The sequence below is a fragment of the Mesorhizobium sp. B2-3-13 genome, assembly GCF_006442195.1.
Classification (GTDB): Bacteria; Pseudomonadota; Alphaproteobacteria; order Rhizobiales; family Rhizobiaceae; genus Mesorhizobium; species Mesorhizobium salmacidum.
In genome coordinates this window covers 117,801-135,219 of sequence record NZ_VFVQ01000007.1, presented here as the reverse complement: position 1 = coordinate 135,219, position 17,419 = coordinate 117,801, and the positions used below count along the sequence as shown (strand labels likewise).

The 17,419-nt window shown below is 61.5% G+C and carries 19 protein-coding genes; 10 read left to right on the top strand and 9 right to left on the bottom strand.

Going from position 1 to position 17,419, the window contains the following annotated elements:
• Positions 1-174: 174 nt before the first annotated feature.
• The gene (locus FJ941_RS10805) at positions 175-804 is read left to right on the top strand and encodes an invasion associated locus B family protein (RefSeq protein WP_015317881.1); all 630 of its coding nucleotides are present in this window, start codon (positions 175-177) and stop codon (positions 802-804) included.
• Between the two features lie 81 nt (positions 805-885).
• Here the strand turns inward: FJ941_RS10805 and hspQ are convergent, their stop codons facing one another.
• On the bottom strand, positions 886-1,209 hold the full coding sequence (gene hspQ, locus FJ941_RS10800; RefSeq protein WP_027142695.1) for a heat shock protein HspQ: 324 nt from the start codon (positions 1,207-1,209) through the stop codon (positions 886-888).
• Between the two features lie 148 nt (positions 1,210-1,357).
• Positions 1,358-2,572, bottom strand: a complete 1,215-nt coding sequence (locus FJ941_RS10795) for a UbiH/UbiF family hydroxylase (protein ID WP_140505347.1) — start codon at positions 2,570-2,572, stop codon at positions 1,358-1,360.
• A gap of 71 nt (positions 2,573-2,643) precedes the next feature.
• On the opposite strand from FJ941_RS10795, the gene FJ941_RS10790 reads away from it, so the two are divergent.
• The 8 genes from FJ941_RS10790 (at position 2,644) to FJ941_RS10755 (ending at position 10,958) form a co-directional block, all read left to right on the top strand.
• A complete protein-coding gene (locus tag FJ941_RS10790) occupies positions 2,644-3,573 on the top strand; it encodes a DUF2182 domain-containing protein (protein ID WP_140505345.1) in 930 nt (309 codons plus the stop codon).
• A 14-nt stretch (positions 3,574-3,587) separates the two neighbouring features.
• A complete protein-coding gene (locus FJ941_RS10785; protein WP_140505343.1) occupies positions 3,588-4,202 on the top strand; it encodes a DUF1326 domain-containing protein in 615 nt (204 codons plus the stop codon).
• On the top strand, positions 4,199-5,017 hold the full coding sequence (gene pcsA / locus FJ941_RS10780) for a phosphatidylcholine synthase (RefSeq protein WP_027142699.1): 819 nt from the start codon (positions 4,199-4,201) through the stop codon (positions 5,015-5,017). The genes FJ941_RS10785 and pcsA overlap by 4 nt, the downstream gene beginning before the upstream one ends.
• A 27-nt stretch (positions 5,018-5,044) precedes the next feature.
• Complete coding sequence (locus FJ941_RS10775) at positions 5,045-6,022, top strand: quinone oxidoreductase (protein ID WP_140505341.1); 978 nt, start codon at positions 5,045-5,047, stop codon at positions 6,020-6,022.
• 216 nt (positions 6,023-6,238) lie between these two features.
• Positions 6,239-7,816 carry an ABC transporter ATP-binding protein gene (locus tag FJ941_RS10770; RefSeq protein ID WP_181169756.1) on the top strand — a complete coding sequence of 526 codons (1,578 nt, stop codon included), beginning with the start codon at positions 6,239-6,241 and terminating at the stop codon, positions 7,814-7,816.
• Complete coding sequence (locus FJ941_RS10765; RefSeq protein WP_140505337.1) at positions 7,813-8,943, top strand: ABC transporter permease; 1,131 nt, start codon at positions 7,813-7,815, stop codon at positions 8,941-8,943. Before FJ941_RS10770 ends, FJ941_RS10765 begins: the two co-directional genes overlap by 4 nt.
• The gene (locus FJ941_RS10760) at positions 8,943-9,863 is read left to right on the top strand and encodes an ABC transporter permease (RefSeq protein WP_140505335.1); all 921 of its coding nucleotides are present in this window, start codon (positions 8,943-8,945) and stop codon (positions 9,861-9,863) included. Before FJ941_RS10765 ends, FJ941_RS10760 begins: the two co-directional genes overlap by 1 nt.
• Positions 9,864-9,890: 27 nt before the next feature.
• Positions 9,891-10,958: a BMP family ABC transporter substrate-binding protein gene (locus tag FJ941_RS10755; protein ID WP_140505333.1), complete on the top strand. Its 1,068-nt coding sequence runs from the start codon at positions 9,891-9,893 to the stop codon at positions 10,956-10,958.
• A 73-nt stretch (positions 10,959-11,031) separates the two neighbouring features.
• Here FJ941_RS10755 and rimO read toward each other — a convergent pair whose 3' ends face one another.
• From rimO to FJ941_RS10720, 7 genes are all read right to left on the bottom strand, one after another.
• Complete coding sequence (gene rimO / locus FJ941_RS10750) at positions 11,032-12,345, bottom strand: 30S ribosomal protein S12 methylthiotransferase RimO (RefSeq protein WP_140505331.1); 1,314 nt, start codon at positions 12,343-12,345, stop codon at positions 11,032-11,034.
• Positions 12,346-12,510: 165 nt separating this feature from the next.
• Positions 12,511-13,197 (bottom strand): TerC family protein, encoded by a 687-nt coding sequence (locus FJ941_RS10745; protein ID WP_140505329.1) that lies wholly within the window; start codon positions 13,195-13,197, stop codon positions 12,511-12,513.
• Positions 13,198-13,381: 184 nt separating this feature from the next.
• Positions 13,382-13,789: a DUF930 domain-containing protein gene (locus tag FJ941_RS10740; RefSeq protein ID WP_032935075.1), complete on the bottom strand. Its 408-nt coding sequence runs from the start codon at positions 13,787-13,789 to the stop codon at positions 13,382-13,384.
• 110 nt (positions 13,790-13,899) lie between these two features.
• A complete protein-coding gene (locus FJ941_RS10735) occupies positions 13,900-14,187 on the bottom strand; it encodes a TfoX/Sxy family protein (RefSeq protein ID WP_181166012.1) in 288 nt (95 codons plus the stop codon).
• 70 nt (positions 14,188-14,257) lie between these two features.
• Entirely contained in the window at positions 14,258-14,929 is a 672-nt protein-coding gene (locus tag FJ941_RS10730) for a DUF2161 family putative PD-(D/E)XK-type phosphodiesterase (RefSeq protein WP_140505325.1), read from the bottom strand.
• Between the two features lie 101 nt (positions 14,930-15,030).
• Entirely contained in the window at positions 15,031-15,837 is an 807-nt protein-coding gene (locus tag FJ941_RS10725) for an alpha/beta hydrolase (protein WP_140505323.1), read from the bottom strand.
• Positions 15,838-16,025: 188 nt separating this feature from the next.
• Positions 16,026-16,823, bottom strand: a complete 798-nt coding sequence (locus FJ941_RS10720) for a sterol desaturase family protein (RefSeq protein WP_140505321.1) — start codon at positions 16,821-16,823, stop codon at positions 16,026-16,028.
• A gap of 321 nt (positions 16,824-17,144) precedes the next feature.
• Between FJ941_RS10720 and FJ941_RS10715 the strand changes: the two genes are divergently transcribed.
• Positions 17,145-17,378, top strand: coding sequence for a hypothetical protein (locus FJ941_RS10715; protein WP_140505319.1), 234 nt, complete (start codon positions 17,145-17,147; stop codon positions 17,376-17,378).
• Positions 17,379-17,419: the final 41 nt, after the last annotated feature.

The following is a 17,419-nucleotide window of genomic DNA, read 5'->3' as shown; positions in this document are numbered from 1 at the left end:
TGCGTGGCGGCCAATGGCGTCGTCAAGAATTACAAGTGGGCGGGCTGGATTCGACGCCGCTTGCAGTGTAACACGCCGTCCGAAGTCATTCTGTTGCCTCATTTTGGCAACAGGTAGCTGGACCACACGGCACGAAGAAGCCGGTCCCGGGATCATTGAGAGGAAGTACACGACATGACGAGCCTGAACAGCAACGCGTACCGCCTGTCGGTCATGGCCGCAGGCGTGGTTGGCTTTCTCGGCGCAGGACTTCCCTCTGCTTCCGCGCAGCAGCAGCCGCAGATTCCGCAGGGCTGGTTCAAGGCCTGCACCAAGCAGGAAGATGTCGACATCTGCAATGTCCAGAACATCGTCACCGCTGGCAATGGCCAGCTCGTCACCGGCGTCAGCCTGATCGAGCTCAAGGGCAAGGTGAACCGCAAGGTGTTCCAGGTGACGGTCCCGACCGGTCGCCTCGTGCCTCCCGGCATCGGCCTGCAGATCGACACCGGCAAGGCGCAGAAGCTCGACTATGTCATCTGCTTCCCGGATCGTTGCGTGGCCGAAGTGCCGCTGACCGACCAGCTCGTCGCCTCGTTCAAGAAGGGTCAGGGGATCACGCTGACCTCGATCAATTTCCAGAACCAGGCCAACCCGATCAAGATCGCGCTGCAGGGCTTCAGCGGCGCCTATGACGGCCCCCCGCTGCAGCAGTCGGACATCGAGGACCGGCAGAAGAAGCTCCAGGACTTCGTCGCCAAGAACAACCAGGACTTCGCCAAGAAGCTCAAGGACGAGCAGGATAAGGCGAAGACCGCGAACTGATCCACCATCGTGTCATTATCGAGTCAAAAAAGCGGGGTCATGCCCGCTTTTTCATTTCTGTCCCTCTCAGTATGCCGGAAGTCAGTGCCTGGACTGCCGTTTCGGCGCGTAGCGCCCATCCGGCTTCTTGTCGAACATTTCCTTGATCTGCGGATGGCGGACGGGTTCTCCCGACTGATCCTCGAGCAGATTCTGCTCTGAGACATAGGCGATGTATTCGGTTTCCGAATTCTCGGCGAGCAGGTGGTAGAACGGCTGGTCCTTGCGCGGCCGCACGTCGGCGGGAATGGCTTCGTACCATTCGTCGGTGTTGGCGAATTGCGGATCGACGTCGAAAATAATGCCTCGGAACGGGAACAGCCGGTGGCGAACCACCTGTCCGATCGCGAATTTGGCCGTTTTCATCGTACTCACCACTGAATTCCTTGACTTTATTTGGCGCAGACTCCGCATCAATTCAATCCCGAGCGTCCGAGCGCCTTCAAAATACACGGAATGCGCAACAAAGGTTTTGGATGAACGTCGCGATGCCGCGGCAAAGCCCGCAAAATCGCTATCGCTGCCGCGTCGGCTTCCGCAGGCCGCCCGTAAGGGCCGCAAAGCCGCTGCCGGGACGCAGCCCTTCGCGCATGAAAAAAGCGCGAAGCGGTGCAAAACCACCAAGCACGCCGAGACCGACGCCACGCGCCATTTGCGCCGGCAACATATCGGAAAGAAGCGACACGTTGAGCAGATTGACCGCGCTACTCCGCGCGAGGATGTCAGGCCGGCGTTTGAAATCGTAGGCTGCAAGGGCCTCGGCAGCGCCGGGATCTCCGCGATTTTCCGTTGCGATTCCAATTAGATCGTCGATATCCCTGATGCCTAGGTTGAGGCCTTGCGCTCCGATCGGCGGGAAGACGTGCGCGGCTTCACCGACAAGCGCCACCCGTCGCGCCGCGAAACGCAGAGGGGTCACCGTCGATAATGGATAAATCTGGCGGCCCGGCTCCACGATTACTCGGCCGAGCATCGACTGCATCTTTCGTTCGATCCGCAGCGAGAGCGTTGCGTCGTCCAACGCGGCAAGCTCCCTGGCGGTCTCGGGCTTGACCACCCAGACAAGGCTGGAGCGATTGCCCGGCAGCGGAACCTGCGTGAACGGGCCAGTCTCGGTATGGAACTCCGTCGAGGTGAAGCCATGTTCGCGGCTGTGGCCAAAATTGAGGACGAGCGCCGCCTGAGGGTAGGCGCGCGCCGCCGTCGAGATGCCGGCGGCCTCGCGGGCCGGCGACAGGCGACCATCGGCAGCGACCGCAAGCGATGGATCGATCTCGCTGCCGTCAGCCAGCGCGGCATGAGCTTTGTCTCCGCCAAGATGCCAGGCCTTCACCATCGATCTGCGCCATTCGATCCCGGAATGCGCGGCCACCTTGCCGGCAAGCGCGGGTCCAAGGACGCTGTTGGGCATATTCAGGCCGAACTGTTCCTCGTCGATCTCGCTGGCGCGGAAAGTGACGACGGGACTGCGGATCAGCCGGCCGGTCGCATCGACAATGCGCATCACCTTCAAGGGTGCGGCCTCGGGCTCGATGTCCTGGAGCACGCCCAGCCGTTCGAGCACTTTCAGCGCAGGCGTCATGAGCGCCGTGGTGCGGCCGTCGGGAGCCGAAACCTCGGGCCCGGCAATCGTCACCGGAAAGCCGGCATCGGCGAAGGCAAGTGCAGCGATCAATCCCGCCGGCCCCGTGCCTGCGATCAGTATCCGCGCTGTTTCCTGATGCTCCAAGATCGGTTTCCGGCTTGCTGTGCGAGGTGGCCTTCAGACCTACCAGTCAAGAGACGCATATAGGGCAGATCATGCGGCTTGATCAACGCGGCGATTCGGCCCATTCGAGTGGAATGACCGGCCAGCAGGATGATTTCAGCCACCTCGATCGTGCCGGCCGCGCCACGGCAAACGTCGCGCGCAACCCGCGCTTGACGGTCAACGTCGTCGTCGGTGTAAGCATCGCACTGGCCTGGCTGCTGCTTGCCGCGATGGCAATTCGCAGCGCCGAAGCCCAGATCAGCGCGCCAGGCGATGCTTTGTTGCGTAATTTGCCGCAACTGCCGTTACCGGCCGTCTTCGAACGGTTCTTCGCGCTCTGCCTTTCACCAGCGCCGCTCGACGCAAGCATCGGCCCGCATACCCTGGCGCTCATCCTCATGTGGTTTCTCATGGCGATCGCCGCGATGCTGCCATCCGCGGCACCAATGATCCGCATTTATTGCGAGATCGCCGATACGGCGCGGATCAAGGGGGAGTCAGTCGTCCATCCGCTGGTGCTGGTTGCCGGCTATCTCTACGTCTGGCTTGCCGCCTCGATGTTGTTTGCGGCACTGACACTTGCCGTCCACGCGTTCGCCGCCTCCGGAGAGATATTCGATCCGGTGCTTGGCGTTGCTGGTGGGCTCGCCTTGCTGGTTGCCGGCCTCTACCAGTTCAGCGGCCTCAAGGAGGCCTGCCTGACGAAATGCCGGAACCCGTTCTCGATCCTGTTTTCGAACTGGAGTGCCGAGACCGTCCGCGTGTTTCGGCTCGGCGCTGCGCAAGGCATCTGGTGCCTGGGATGTTGCTGGGCATTGATGCTGGTGATGTTCGCCGTTGGCGTGATGAATGTCTTCTGGATGGCGCTGATCGGTGTGTTCACTCTGATTGAAAAACAGACGACGGGCAGTCTTCCAACCCGGCTGGCCGGTGCGATACTGCTTGTCTGGGCAGCCGCGCTGCTAGTAGTCTCGCTATGACGGGGGGAAATTCGATGGCAGATCAAAGCTGGGCAATGAAAGGAGAGCTCGTACTCTCCTGCAATTGCACGGTTTTTTGTCCTTGCGTGCTGTCGCTTGGCAGTCATCCTCCGACCGAGGGCTATTGCCAGACCTGGGCGGGTTTTCGTATCGACGCCGGCCATTTCGGCGAGGTCGACCTTTCCGGCCTCAATCTTGGGCTGATCATGGAAATCCCCGGTTACATGAGCCGCGGCAACTGGACCGCGGGCCTGTTCATCGACATCAGAGCCTCGGTCTACGTGGTCAAGGCATTGACCAAGATATTCACCGGCAAGGCCGGCGGGACGACGTCGCTGCTCTCAATCCTTGTCGGCAAATTCCTGGGCGTCGAACAGGTGCCGATTACCTACGAGACGCGGGACAAGACGCGTATTTTCCAGATACCGAAGATCATCGACGGGGCGGTCACGCCAATCGCGGGCAAGGACCGCGAGAAGGATACGGTGATCACGAATTCCGAATACTGGATCGCGCCGGAGATCATCGTGGCGAGGTCCGACAAGAGCAAGATGCGCGCCTTTGGCCGCAACTGGAATTTCGCCGGCCGCTCGGCCGAAATCTGCAAGCTGGATTGGCGGGGCCCGTGAGAAAGAACACAAAGGCCCGGAAAATCGCCGAGAAGATCACCGAGCGGATTCCGCGACCGAAGAAGAAGGTCACCTGGCCGCAGGCGCGCGCGTTTTCGGTGCATCTGCTGACCGCCTCCGGTTCGTTCCTGGCTTTCCTGTCGCTGGTCGCGGCGAGCGAGGAGCGCTGGACGGCAATGTTCTGGTGGCTCGGACTGGCGCTGTTCGTCGATGGCATCGATGGGCCGATCGCCCGAAAGCTGGAGGTCAAGGAAATCCTGCCGACCTGGTCCGGCGAACTCCTCGACAACATTATCGACTATGTGACCTACGTGCTGATCCCGGCCTTCGCGCTCTATCAACGGGGCTTTATGGGCGAAGGCCTCTCGTTCCTTTCGGCCGCCATCATCGTCGTGTCGAGCGCGATCTATTATGCCGACACCGGCATGAAGACGAAGGAGAACTTCTTCAAGGGATTCCCCGTGGTCTGGAACATGGTGGTATTCACTCTATTCGTCATCGAACCGGGACAATGGGTTTCGTTCGCGGTGGTCGTGGTGGCCGGTATTCTGACTTTTGTCCCGATAAACTTTATCCATCCGGTGCGGGTGGAGCGGCTGCGGCCGATCAATCTCGGCATGACACTGTTGTGGTGCGCCTTTGGCGCGCTTGCGCTTGCGCAGGCGGCGCTCGCCGCTTTCTACGATCAGATCGGCGTGCTGGGCGAGCAGGTCGGCACCTTCACCAAGATCGGCATTACCGTTACCGGGCTCTACCTTGCAACCATTGGTGGCCTCATGCAGTTCTTTCCAAACCTCGGCGCCAAAAAGGCCTGACCAGCCGCTTTTCAAGGAATCCCGTCCATGTCCAAAGCGATCCGCATCCATGCCAATGGCGGCCCGGAAGTCCTGACCTATGAAGTCGCCGATCCCGGCCAGCCGGGTGCGGGCCATATCCTGATCAGGCATACCGCGATCGGTCTCAACTTCATCGATGTCTATCATCGCTCGGGCCTCTATCCGCCGCCCGGCGGGTTTCCGCTCATTCCGGGCAGCGAAGCCGCCGGCATGGTGCTGGAAGTCGGCCAGGGCGTCGACTGGCTGAAGCCCGGCGACCGGATTGCCTATGCCGTGACGACGGGCGCTTATGCGCAAGAGCGCGTCATCGATGCCAGCAAGGTCGTCAAGGTGCCGGACGGCATCAGCGACGAACAGGCGGCCGCCATGATGCTGAAGGGCATGACCGCGGAATATCTGCTGCGCCGGACCTTCAAGGTGAAGGCAGGCGACACGATCCTGTTTCATGCAGCGGCCGGCGGCGTCGGGCTCATTCTGGGCCAGTGGGCGAAGCATCTCGGGGCGACGGTCATCGGCACCGCCAGCTCTGCCGACAAGATCGAACTGGCCAAGGCACACGGTTTCGATCACGTCATCAACTACAAGGAGCAGGATTTCGTCGCCGGCGTCGCCGCGATCACCGGCGGCAGGAAATGCGACGTTGTCTATGATTCCGTGGGCAACGACACATTTCCGGCCTCGCTCGACTGCCTCAAGCCGCTCGGTATGTTCGTCAGCTTCGGGCAGTCTTCCGGACCCATCCCGCCGTTTTCGATGTCGCTGCTGGCGCAGAAGGGCTCGCTGTTCGCCACGAGGCCGACGCTGTTCGTCTACAATGCTAAACGCGAGGACCTCGACGCCTCCGCCGCCGCACTGTTCGAGGTTGTGCTCAGTGGTGCTGTCGAGATTAAGATCAATCAGCGCTATGCGCTGAAGGACGCGGGCAAGGCACATCAGGATCTTGAAGGACGTAGAACGACAGGTACGACCGTCCTGGTTCCCTGACGACAGTCTGCCTGGGTTTTGAGCGTCCTGCCGCAGCGGCGGACATGGTTTGCATGAAAAGCCGGCCAGCCGTATCCTTGTGCGAGAAGGGCTGATCTTTACCCTTGAGTTTCCGCTGAAATTCTTGAAGCTCTTTCAAGTCGGGTGCTGCTTTCGCACGAGAGCCGGCCGCGCATACGATGCTTGCGGGAACACAGAACATGTCCGGTAATCCGGATGGGAGGCACTGTGAGTGCAAATCATGATGGGGCGAACCTGCTTGAGGTTCGTGGCCTGACCAAGATATTCGGCACGTTGACAGCGTGCGACCATATCGACCTCAACATCGCCAAAGGTGAAATCCACGCTTTGCTCGGCGAAAACGGCGCCGGCAAGTCGACGCTGGTCAAGATGCTGTTCGGCTCGCTGGAGCCCAATTCGGGCGAGATTTTCTGGAATGGCCAGGCGGTGCGGATCACCGACCCTGGCGCCGCCAAGAAGCTCGGCATCGGCATGGTGTTCCAGCATTTTTCGCTGTTCGAGGCGCTGACGGCTGCAGAGAACATCGCGCTGTCGCTGGATGACGGCTCGCCGATCAGCAGCATCGCGGCCAAGGCGAGGGCGCTTTCCTACAGTTACGGCTTGCCGCTCGATCCGGAATCGCTGGTCGGCGATCTCTCGGTCGGTGAGCGCCAGCGCATCGAGATCATCCGCTGCCTGCTGCAGACGCCACAACTCATCATCCTGGACGAGCCGACATCGGTACTGACGCCACAGGAGGCCGACAAGCTGTTCGAGACGTTGGAACGGTTGCGCTCGGAAGGCAAATCGATCCTCTACATTTCGCACCGGCTCGAAGAGGTCAAACGCATCTGCGACCGCGCCACGGTGCTGCGGCATGGTAAGGTGGTCGGTCACTGCAATCCGCGCGAGCAGACAGCCTCATCGCTCGCCCGCATGATGGTCGGCAGCGAGGTGCAGGCCGTGGTGCGGGCGCCGGTCGAGGGGATCGAAACCGCGCAGCCGCTGCTCGAAATCCGCAGCCTCAATCGCAAGCCGGCAACGCCGTTTTCCATTCCGCTCAAGAACATCAGCCTCAATGTCCGCGCCGGCGAGGTGATCGGCATTGCTGGCGTCGCCGGCAATGGCCAGGGCGAGTTCTTCGAATCCGTCTCCGGCGAGGTTTTGCAGCAGGATACCGCCTCGGTGCGCATCCGTGGCAAGGACGCCGGCGGCCTCACCATTACCGGGCGGCGCTTGCTGGGGGGTGCCTTCGTGCCGGAGGAGCGTCTCGGCCATGGTGCCGCACCGCGCATGAAACTCTCGGAAAACCTCCTGCTGTCGCGCCACGCCACGGACGGCAAGGCCTTTGTCGGCGCCGGTGGCATGGTCAGGAGCGGCGCCGTCTACGCCGCTTCGCAACGCATCATCGAGGCGATGGATGTGCGCAAAAGCGCGCCGGATCCCGAAGCAGCGGCACTTTCGGGCGGCAATCTGCAGAAATTCATCGTCGGCCGCGAACTCGACCGCCGGCCAAGCGTCATGGTGGTGAACCAGCCGACATGGGGCGTCGACGCCGGTGCCGCCGCCCACATCCGCCAGGCCCTGATCGAGCTCTCTCGCAGCGGATCGGCCGTACTGGTGATCAGCCAGGATCTGGACGAGCTGTTCGAGATATCGGACGCGATCGCGGTCATGCACAATGGCGAATTGTCCAAGCCGATGCCGATCGCCGAGGCGACTTTCGAGAAGGTCGGCCTGTTGATGGGCGGCGCCGAACCCGGCCACGCCGAACACACGCTGGAGACGGCATGATGCGCCTCGAACTCGTCAAACGCCCGCAGCGCTCGGCGCTGTTTTCGATGCTGTCGCCGTTCATCGCCTTCGCGCTGACCATCATCGCCGGAGCCATCATGTTCGCGCTGCTCGGCGTCAACCCGCTCAACGCATTCAAGATCTATTTCATCGAGCCGATCAGCCAGGTCTGGCAATTGCATGAGCTGGCAATCAAGGCCGCTCCGCTGATCCTGATCGCTGTCGGCTTGTCGGTCTGCTACAAGGCCAACATCTGGAACATCGGCGCCGAAGGCCAGTTCATCTTCGGCGCAATCTTCGGCTCCATCATTCCCGTGCTGTTTCCGCAATTCGAGGGCCCGCTGGTGCTGCCGCTGATGCTTCTGCTCGGCATGGTCGGCGGTGCGGCCTACGCGGCGATCCCGGCCTTGCTGAAGACCCGGTTCAATACCAACGAGATCCTGACCAGCCTGATGCTGGTCTATGTCGCGCAGCTGTTCCTCGACTGGCTGGTGCGCGGTCCCTGGCGCGATCCGCAGGGACACGGCTTTCCGCAGACGATCCAGTTCGGCGACTCGGCCGTGCTGCCGGAGCTGATGCCCGATGCCGGGCGAGCCAATTGGGGCTTCGTCTTCGCCCTGGTTGCGGCGGTGCTGATCTGGATCCTGATGGGCCGCATGCTCAAGGGTTTCGAGGTCCGCGTGCTGGGCTCCAGTCCGAGGGCAGGGCGGTTCGCCGGTTTCGGCCTGAACCGCATGGTGTTCTTCGCCTTCCTGCTGTCGGGCGCGCTGGCCGGGCTTGCCGGCATCTCGGAAGTCTCCGGTGCCATTGGGCAACTGCAGCCCGTGATTTCGCCCGGCTATGGCTTCACCGCCATCATCGTGGCCTTCCTTGGCCGCCTCAATCCGCTCGGCATCGTCGCCGCGGGCCTGGTTCTGGCGCTGACCTATCTCGGCGGCGAGGCGGTGCAAAGCGCGCTCGGCATTTCCGACAAGGTGGCGAGGGTGTTCCAGGGCATGCTGCTGTTCTTCGTGCTCGGTTGCGACACGCTCATTCATTACCGCATCCGATTGATCGGCCTGGCGCTGACCAAACAGGAAGCCTCCGCGAAGCTCGAGGCCGCGCCAAAGTTGAAGGAAGCCCGCTGATGGACATTACCGTCAACATCCTCCTGACTATCGCAACGGCGGCGACGCCGCTTTTGATCGCGGCGATCGGCGAATTGGTGGTCGAGCGCTCCGGCGTGCTCAATCTCGGTGTCGAAGGCATGATGGTCATGGGCGCCGTCGGCGGCTTCGGAGCCGGTTATCTGACCGGATCGCCCTGGATCGGCCTCCTGGCGGCGATCGCCGTGGGAGCGCTTTTCTCCCTGCTGTTTGCGGTCATGACGCTGTCGCTGGCCACCAACCAGGTGGCGACCGGCCTGTCACTGACACTGCTTGGTCTCGGGCTCTCCGGCATGATGGGAACGCGCTTCGTCGGCCAGCCTGGTGTCAGGCTGCCCAATCTCGACATTCCCGGCCTTAGTTCGATTCCAATCGTGGGCAGGCTGCTCTTTGGCCAGGACCCTGTGTTCTACATTTCGATCGCGCTGACGGCCGCGGTAATGTGGTTTCTGTTCAAGACGCGTACCGGGCTGACGCTGCGTTCGATCGGCGACAGCCACACATCGGCGCATGCGCTCGGCATCAAGGTCATCCGCTTCCGCTACCTGGCGGTCATCTTCGGCGGCGCTTGCGCCGGTCTTGCCGGCGGGCATCTGTCGCTGGTCTATACGCCGCAGTGGGTCGAGAACATGTCCGCTGGCCGCGGCTGGATCGCGCTCGCACTGGTGGTGTTCGCATCCTGGCGGCCATGGCGGGTGCTGGCCGGCGCCTACATCTTCGGCGCGGTCTGGATCGGCCAGCTTCATGCACAGGCTTTTGGCATTCCGGTGCCCTCGCAGATGCTTTCTTCTCTGCCCTATCTGGCAACCGTCGTGGTTCTCGTTCTAATCTCGCGCAACAAGCGTCTGACGATGATGAACACGCCGGCCTCCCTGGGGCAGCCATTCGTTCCGGATCGTTGACAAGGCTTAACACAGAGAGGTAACACAATGAAAAAACTGCTTATTGCCCTGATGACGACGACAGCGGCTTTGTCGCTGGCGGCGTCCGCAGAGGCCGCCGACAAGTTGAAGGCCTGCTGGGTCTATACCGGCCCGATCGGCGATTTCGGCTATTCCTACCAGCACGACCAGGGCCGCCTCGAGGTCGAGAAAGCGCTCGGCGACAAGGTCGAAACCGCCTATCTGGAGAACGTCTCCGAAGGCCCCGACGCCGACCGGGCTTTCGAGCGTCTGGCGCGCGAAGGCTGCAAGATCATCTTCGGCACCTCGTTCGGGTTCATGGACGCCGAAGTGAAGGTCGCCAAGAAGTTTCCCAAGGTGATGTTCGAGCACGCCACCGGATACAAGACCGGGGACAATCTCGGCATCTACAATGCGCGCTTCTATGAAGGCCGCTACGTGCTCGGCCAGATCGCCGCAAAGGAATCGAAGTCCGGCGTCGCCGGGTACATCGTCTCCTTCCCGATCCCCGAAGTGGTGATGGGCATCAACTCCTTCATGCTCGGCGCGCAATCGATCAATCCGAACTTCAAGGCCAAGATCGTCTGGGTGAACTCGTGGTTCGATCCGGGCAAGGAAGCCGACGCCGCCAAGGCACTGTTCGACCAGGGCGCCGACATCATTGTCCAGCACACCGACTCGACCGCTGCCCTGCAGGTGGCCGAAGAGCGCAAGCTGCACGGCTTCGGCCAGTCGTCCGACATGATCAAGTTCGCACCGAACGCGCAGCTGACCTCGCTGACCGACGAGTGGGGTCCTTATTACATCAGCCGCGTGCAGGCAGCCATCGACGGCAGCTGGAAGCCGGACAATGTCTGGCTCGGCATCAAGGACGGCGCGGTCAAGCTCGCGCCCTACACCAACATGCCCGACGACGTGAAGGCGATGGCCAAAGCGACCGAAAAGAAGATCGCCGACGGCTGGAACCCCTTCACCGGGCCGATCGCCAAGCAGGACGGCTCGGCTTGGCTGAAGGACGGCGAGGTCGCCGACGACGGCACGCTGCTCGGCATGAATTTCTACGTCAAGGGCGTCGACGACAAGCTGCCGCAATAAGCAGCGGATCACCTCGGATACTGAGAGGGCGCCGCGAGGCGCCCTTTTCATTTGTCGGGAAAGCGAGGAAGGGTCAGACGGCCGAACCGTAGAGATCATAGGCGTCGGCGCGCTCGACTTTAACGGTGACGATATCGCCGGCGCGCAACGGCCGGCGCGACTGGATGTGGACCGACCCGTCGATCTCAGGCGCGTCATATTTGGTGCGGCCCTTTGCCGAGTTCCCGTGCGCCTCGTCGATCAGCACCGGCAGCCTTTTGCCGACCTTCCTGGCCAGCTGCGTCGCCGAGATCTTCTGCTGGCGCTGCATGAAGCGATGCCAGCGCGCCTCCTTGATCTCCTGAGGCAACTGCTCGAGCCCAAGGTCGTTGGAACGGGCGCCCCTGACCGGCTCGTATTTGAAGCAGCCGGCGCGATCGATCTTCGCTTCATCCAGCCAATCGAGCAGCATCTCGAAATCGTCGTCCGTTTCGCCGGGGAAGCCGACGATGAAGGTCGAGCGGATGGCGAGATCCGGGCACACGTCGCGCCAGCCGCGAATGCGCTCAAGCGTCTTTTCGCCATGGGCGGGCCGGCGCATGTTCTTCAGCACCTGCGGCGAGGCATGCTGGAAGGGGATATCCAGATAGGGAAGGATTTTTCCCTCGGCCATCAGCGGAATGACGTCGGCGACATGCGGATAGGGGTAGACATAGTGCATGCGCACCCAGATGCCGAGCTTGCCCAACTCCTCCGAGAGATCGAGGAATTTCGCCCGCACTTCGCGGTCGCCGAACATGGACGTCTGGTACTTGATGTCGATGCCGTAGGCGCTGGTATCCTGCGAGATGACGAGGAGTTCCTTGACGCCGGCCTTGGCCAATTTTTCGGCTTCGCGCAGCACATCGGCCGCCGGCCGCGAAACGAGGTCTCCGCGAAGTGCCGGGATGATGCAGAAGGTGCAACGGTTGTTGCAGCCTTCCGAAATCTTCAAATAGGCATAGTGGCGCGGCGTCAGCTTGACGCCCTGCGGCGGCAGGAGGTCGATGTAGGGATCGTGCGAGGGAGGGGCAGCCTCATGGACGGCGGCCATCACGCTCTCATAGGCCTGCGGCCCCGTGATCGCCAGCACGTTGGGGTGCTTCTCGCGGATCACGTCCGGCTCGGCGCCCAGACAGCCGGTGACGATGACCCTGCCGTTTTCCGAAAGCGCGGAGCCGATGGCGTTGAGCGACTCGTCGCGAGCGGAATCAAGGAAACCACAGGTATTGACGACAACGAGATCGGCGCCGTCATGCTTGCGGGCGATCTCGTAGCCCTCGGCCCGCAGACGCGTGATGATGCGCTCGGAATCCACGAGCGCCTTCGGGCATCCAAGGCTGACGAAACTGACGCGAGGGGCGGACATAGGCAAGTTTCCAATGGGGGCACGGGCCGAAACGGTGCCCCGGCCTCAAGTCGCTGTAAATGTCGGTCTGTGGCGCATGGCCGGAGCCAATACGCGCGGCGCAATAGCACGGGTTCAGCAATCAAGCAAACCTGTCGATGGGCTGGTCCACGCCATCAGGGTGGCTCAGTGGCCTCCTGATCCGAACCAGGGTGCCAAAAAAGCGAAATGATCGGGGAATTGCTGCACGGCCCCATCAAGCAGCATCTTGACCGCGACATAGAGGATGATGACCAGGCCGACATAGGCAATCCAGCGGTATTTGTGCAGCAGACGCGCGACGAACGACGCGGCAAAGCCCATCAACGCGATCGACAGCGCCAGTCCGACAATCAGCACAGTCGGATGGTTCATGGCCGCTCCCGCCACGGCAAGGACATTGTCGAGTGACATCGACACGTCGGCAATGACGATCTGCCAGGCGGCTTGCGAGAAGGTCTTGCTTGGCCCCTTGCCGCCGACGACGCCATCCTTGTCGAAGTCGCCGTTCGACAGCGCTTCGGTGGCGTCGCGCTCGTCGTCGTGGCTGACACGCAATTCGCGCCACATCTTCCAGCAAACCCACAGCAGAAGCAGGCCGCCACCGATAAGCAGCATGGGACCAATGGTCAGCAGCCATTGCGTGATCAAGGCGAAGAAAATGCGAAGAACGGTGGCAGCCGCGATGCCGACAAGAATGGCTCGCTTGCGTTGGCTGACCGGCAGGCCGGCCGCCGCGAGGCCGATGACAATGGCATTGTCGCCCGCGAGGGCAAGATCGATAGCGATGACCTGAAGAAGAGCCGAAAAGCCCGCGGTGGTAAAAATTTCCATCGACCTGGAAGCCCCTCGTCGAGTGTTCGTCGTCGATCGTCGCAACGGGCCTAAAGGCATGGTCCGCTGGCGTCAAGTCGCAGCACCGGACAACGCTGGAAAACCATTTTCGTGGCGGTGGAACCACGCGAGATTCTCAACAGCCGCCGACTGCAGCCAGATGCCGGCGCGAGCCCGCGAGAACCTAATCGTAGAGATTGTACTTCGCCCAGTCGGCTTCCGGGATCTCATCCCCGATCCGATAGCGGAGCTGGAGAACGTCCATATGGTCCGGCCCCGTCTGGCATTTGAATTTCAGCCGGTACCATTGTCCCTTGCTGCGGAACGCCGCACCAGGGCTCCGGATCGCGTCGGCGCTCATCTCTGGCGTCGCGAAGGCGTATGCGACGACGCGGTCGGCCTTGAACTTGCGGTCGTCATGAGAGATGCGGTCGAGGATTTCGGCGTCGCAACGCTGTTCGAGGCGAGTTTGCGGATCGAGTTTCAGGAGGCCGGCGCGCAGGGCGCTGTCCATGGCGCTGGCCGGAAAAGCCAGGGCCAAGGACGCCACGGCCGTCATACATAGTGTCTTCATGGGCGGGACTAGCAGCATGTTTTGTCTGAAAAATCAACCAACAGGCCTGGCAGGTTCCCGTGTTCAGGCGGTCGGCGCGTTCAAAATCCCGTGTCGTGTTTCATCGTCGGACGACCGCGGCCAACGGATCAGCGAGGCGTGCGTAACGCCGTCCCCAAGACTTGGCCGGCGCCAACCTGTTGTCGGAGAAACACCTTGGTGTCCTGATCGAGATTCCGCCAATCGCAGTCGCACAATGCAGCTTCCATGGCATAGAGCGCGAGGATCGTCACATGCCGGCCAAATCGAAACTTCAGGCGACGATAGGCTTCGACCGAGCCGAGATTGCGCAAATCGTCGTCGGAGACAATGTCGATTTCCGCCAACATCCGCGCCGTCGCCGGGCCAAGGTTTCGCATGTCCTGGATGCGCACCATCACCATGCTTCCCCTGGTTCGATCGGCAAATCCCGCTCAAAATGACCGACGGCATAGAGCACGTTCACGATCATCCTGGCGAACTGTCCGGGGCCTGCGGCCAACGGATCAGCGAGGCACGGCCAGCGTCGGTGAGATCGTAGACGCCGCGGTCGACGCGCGCGAACCAGCCATAGACATTATGCAGCAGGATCTTTGGCGCAAGCGGCGTCAGCGCCTTCAGGTCGCGTGGGCGCTTGGGCCCGTCCGCCAACGCCGCGGCGCAGGCGAGGGCGCTCTGCCGGTAGGCGGTCATGATCGGAGTGCGCGATCCTCCGCCGGCGACAGGATCGCCGCGGCGGCGCTGGTGCTCGTCGACAAGGCGAGAACGCCGTCGCGCATTCTTGCGCGGCGCCACGGCGATCGGACTGAGAAGCACTTCGACCCGATCACTGGCGGTTACGCCAATCAGGCCGAAGCCGAGCCGACGGCAAAGGTTGCGGAACCTGGCATCGCTTTCGCGCCCCTTGCCACGCGCCGACATGCGCGCCGCCAGCCACACTTCATCGCAAGCAGCCGCGCGGTCGACGCCCTGCAGAACCAACTCAAGATTGAACTGCAGTTTCAACTCGCAGATGACGACGATCGGGGGCTCTCCCTCGCGCAGCGCGACGATATCGCAGCCGCCAATTTCGCCTTTCACGACGAAGTCGAGGTTTTCGAGGAAACGCTTCACCGGCGCATAAAGTGAGGTCTCGTTCATGCCGCAAGGCTTAGCCGATTCGACGTGAAAAGCCTCGCAGGCGAAATGATGTCTCGCGTGCATGGCCCGGAGCTGGGACTCCGGAAGCGGTGCGGCAGGACTCAAGGATGAAGTTTTTTGAGGAAAGCCAGCAGCACGTGGTTGAACTGGTCGGGACGCTGCAAGGGCGCGAAATGACTGACCTCGGGCAGCATGACCAATTCCGATCCCGGTATGCTGTGGGCCAGATAGATCGCGTGCTCGTCCTTGATAAACTCGTCGTGCTCGCTTTGGACGATCGCCACGGGCACGCCGATGTCTCCCAGTTCGGCGGCGCCGTAATTGGGTTCGTTCTTCATCATCAGGCCGACAGCTTTGACAAACGCATCGAATTGACCTGGCGTGGTCGACAGCTCGGCATAGTCCTCTTTGTGCCGGCTGAAACACCGCTCGATGACCGGACTGGCCTCGAACTCCTTCGTGCCGCTGGGATCCATATTGCAGCCGAAGAAGAACACACCCGCGATGCGATCGGCGGCCTTCATCCCAAGGATCAAGGCAACGCAGGCGCCATCGCTCCAACCCACTGCGATAGCCTTGTTCAATTGCAGGCAGTCCATCACCGCCAGGACATCCGAGGCCATCAGTTCGTATTTGTACGGCCGTTCGTCGCGGGTGCTGCGTCCATGGCCGCGGCTGTCGATGGTGACGACCTGATAGCCGTGCTTGACCAATGACGGGACCTGAAATCCCCAATTGCCGCTATGGCCAAGGCCGCCATGCAACAGGATCACGGGATAACCCGTCCCAAACGTCGCGTACCAGATCTTTGCGCCCTCGTGCTCCACCTGACCTTCGTCCGCCGCGGCCGGCAAAGGAGCGGCGCCATGCGCTTCGAATTTCGTGAGGTCGTCGTCGCGATAATCCATGCCGAAACCAGCCTCGTGGCAAATTGCGCAGGACTTACATTTATCGCCGGCACCCGCCGACACCAACCCACGAAGGAATTTCTGCTGCCATCAGGCGACACGACAAGTGAGGTTGTGTTGCCGCCATGAACGCCGGTCGGCGCGAAGCAGCCAGCATCGGGCGGCACAGCCGCGGTCAATATCTGCCGTCAGGCTTTGCTCTCCGGCACTGCCCGATTCGATCGTTTCCTGCGGCGCAGCAGTGGATAGCCAATCTGTCCGAAGTAGCTGGAGGGGACCGGATCATCGACGCCATACTTCTCAGGCACTTTGTTGCCAGTCGCATTGTAGGTGCCGAACACCACGTCGAGGAAGGGCAACTGTCCGGCGAAGTTCTTGTCATAGGCTTCGCGCTGGTTGGCATGGTGCCAGCGATGGAACTGCGGGCTGGCGATAAGCCACTTCAAGGGGCCGAACGGAATTCGCAAGTTCGAATGAACGAGCAGCGTGTGCCAGAAGTAGATGACGGAAAAGACCGCGATCGAAGCTTCGGAAAATCCGAGAAAAAAGATCGGAGTCAGCGAAATTGCCTTCGTGATTATGGAGTCGACGGGGTGAGAGTGGAATGCACCGAGCCAGTCCAGTTCCTCGATGCCGTGATGGACCGCATGGAACTTCCAAAGCGCGGGGATTTCGTGAAACGCACGGTGCGCCCAGTAGACACCTGTATCGGTAATCACGATGATTTCGGCGACCTGCAGCCAGATTGGCTGGCCGCCGATCGCGTGCGTTACCGATTGCGGGACCAGCATTGCAGCGGCTTCGAGCGTGTTCGCCGCGATCAGGACTACTACTGCCTTTATTACGAGGCCGTTGAACAGCATATAGATCAGGTCGACACCCAAGCCGTCGCGCAGGATCTTCTGCGGTCGCTCTGCAAACAGATGCTCGAACGGAATGAAGATCAGCGCGCAGATCAACAGCCCCTTGATGCCAAAGATATCCATTCGACCGCTATCGCCTTGCCTTGGCCAGCGCCACCCGCGCTTCAGTTTCCGACAGAACCACATTTCTCCTTTCGAAAGGCTTGATGCCGGCCGCCTGTGTCATGCTCACGGCTTGTCACGCACTCGCCGTGTGTCACATCCGCGTCGCAAGCTGGCGCTACTTGGTCGGCGCGCGCTTGTCGAACGCAGCGCAACGCGCGTCCTCCTAGGACTAACCCCTCCGGTCCCTGCCGGCGGGGTTTTTCATTTTCCAGAACCATATTGTCGGTCGCGAGTTGTCCTTGCTATTGTGGCATTGCGGTCAGCACAGGGACGCCCATCATGGATGCAAGCGAAATGAGTGCGATCGGCGACACCCTCATGAGGATCGTCACGCCCGACATGTCTCCCAAGCAGCTTGTCAAAGCTGCCCGGAAAGCGCACCTCAAGGCCTCCAAGAAGGACATTGCGAGAGCAGCCTTCTTCTCGATCATCGCGAACGCGGACCAGGACATCGGCAAGGCCAGGAACCTGCAGGCATTTGCCATCGCGGAGCGCACACAGCAATCAGACTGAGCAAGTCGGCGCCTTGGCGTTGGACTTACTATCGCTGCGCG

Coding starts and splice junctions, on each gene's coding strand:
- rimO (WP_140505331.1), bottom strand. CDS start 12,345: ATGTCCGCCCCTCGCGTCAGTTTCGTCAGCCTTGGATGCCCGAAGGCG.
- FJ941_RS10775 (WP_140505341.1), top strand. CDS start 5,045: ATGTCCAAAGCGATCCGCATCCATGCCAATGGCGGCCCGGAAGTCCTG.
- FJ941_RS10805 (WP_015317881.1), top strand. CDS start 175: ATGACGAGCCTGAACAGCAACGCGTACCGCCTGTCGGTCATGGCCGCA.
- FJ941_RS10760 (WP_140505335.1), top strand. CDS start 8,943: ATGGACATTACCGTCAACATCCTCCTGACTATCGCAACGGCGGCGACG.
- FJ941_RS10730 (WP_140505325.1), bottom strand. CDS start 14,929: ATGAACGAGACCTCACTTTATGCGCCGGTGAAGCGTTTCCTCGAAAAC.
- FJ941_RS10790 (WP_140505345.1), top strand. CDS start 2,644: ATGCGGCTTGATCAACGCGGCGATTCGGCCCATTCGAGTGGAATGACC.
- FJ941_RS10735 (WP_181166012.1), bottom strand. CDS start 14,187: ATGGTGCGCATCCAGGACATGCGAAACCTTGGCCCGGCGACGGCGCGG.
- FJ941_RS10785 (WP_140505343.1), top strand. CDS start 3,588: ATGGCAGATCAAAGCTGGGCAATGAAAGGAGAGCTCGTACTCTCCTGC.
- hspQ (WP_027142695.1), bottom strand. CDS start 1,209: ATGAAAACGGCCAAATTCGCGATCGGACAGGTGGTTCGCCACCGGCTG.
- FJ941_RS10765 (WP_140505337.1), top strand. CDS start 7,813: ATGATGCGCCTCGAACTCGTCAAACGCCCGCAGCGCTCGGCGCTGTTT.
- FJ941_RS10745 (WP_140505329.1), bottom strand. CDS start 13,197: ATGGAAATTTTTACCACCGCGGGCTTTTCGGCTCTTCTTCAGGTCATC.
- FJ941_RS10755 (WP_140505333.1), top strand. CDS start 9,891: ATGAAAAAACTGCTTATTGCCCTGATGACGACGACAGCGGCTTTGTCG.
- FJ941_RS10740 (WP_032935075.1), bottom strand. CDS start 13,789: ATGCTGCTAGTCCCGCCCATGAAGACACTATGTATGACGGCCGTGGCG.
- FJ941_RS10770 (WP_181169756.1), top strand. CDS start 6,239: ATGGGAGGCACTGTGAGTGCAAATCATGATGGGGCGAACCTGCTTGAG.
- FJ941_RS10720 (WP_140505321.1), bottom strand. CDS start 16,823: ATGGATATCTTTGGCATCAAGGGGCTGTTGATCTGCGCGCTGATCTTC.
- FJ941_RS10725 (WP_140505323.1), bottom strand. CDS start 15,837: ATGGATTATCGCGACGACGACCTCACGAAATTCGAAGCGCATGGCGCC.
- FJ941_RS10715 (WP_140505319.1), top strand. CDS start 17,145: ATGGATGCAAGCGAAATGAGTGCGATCGGCGACACCCTCATGAGGATC.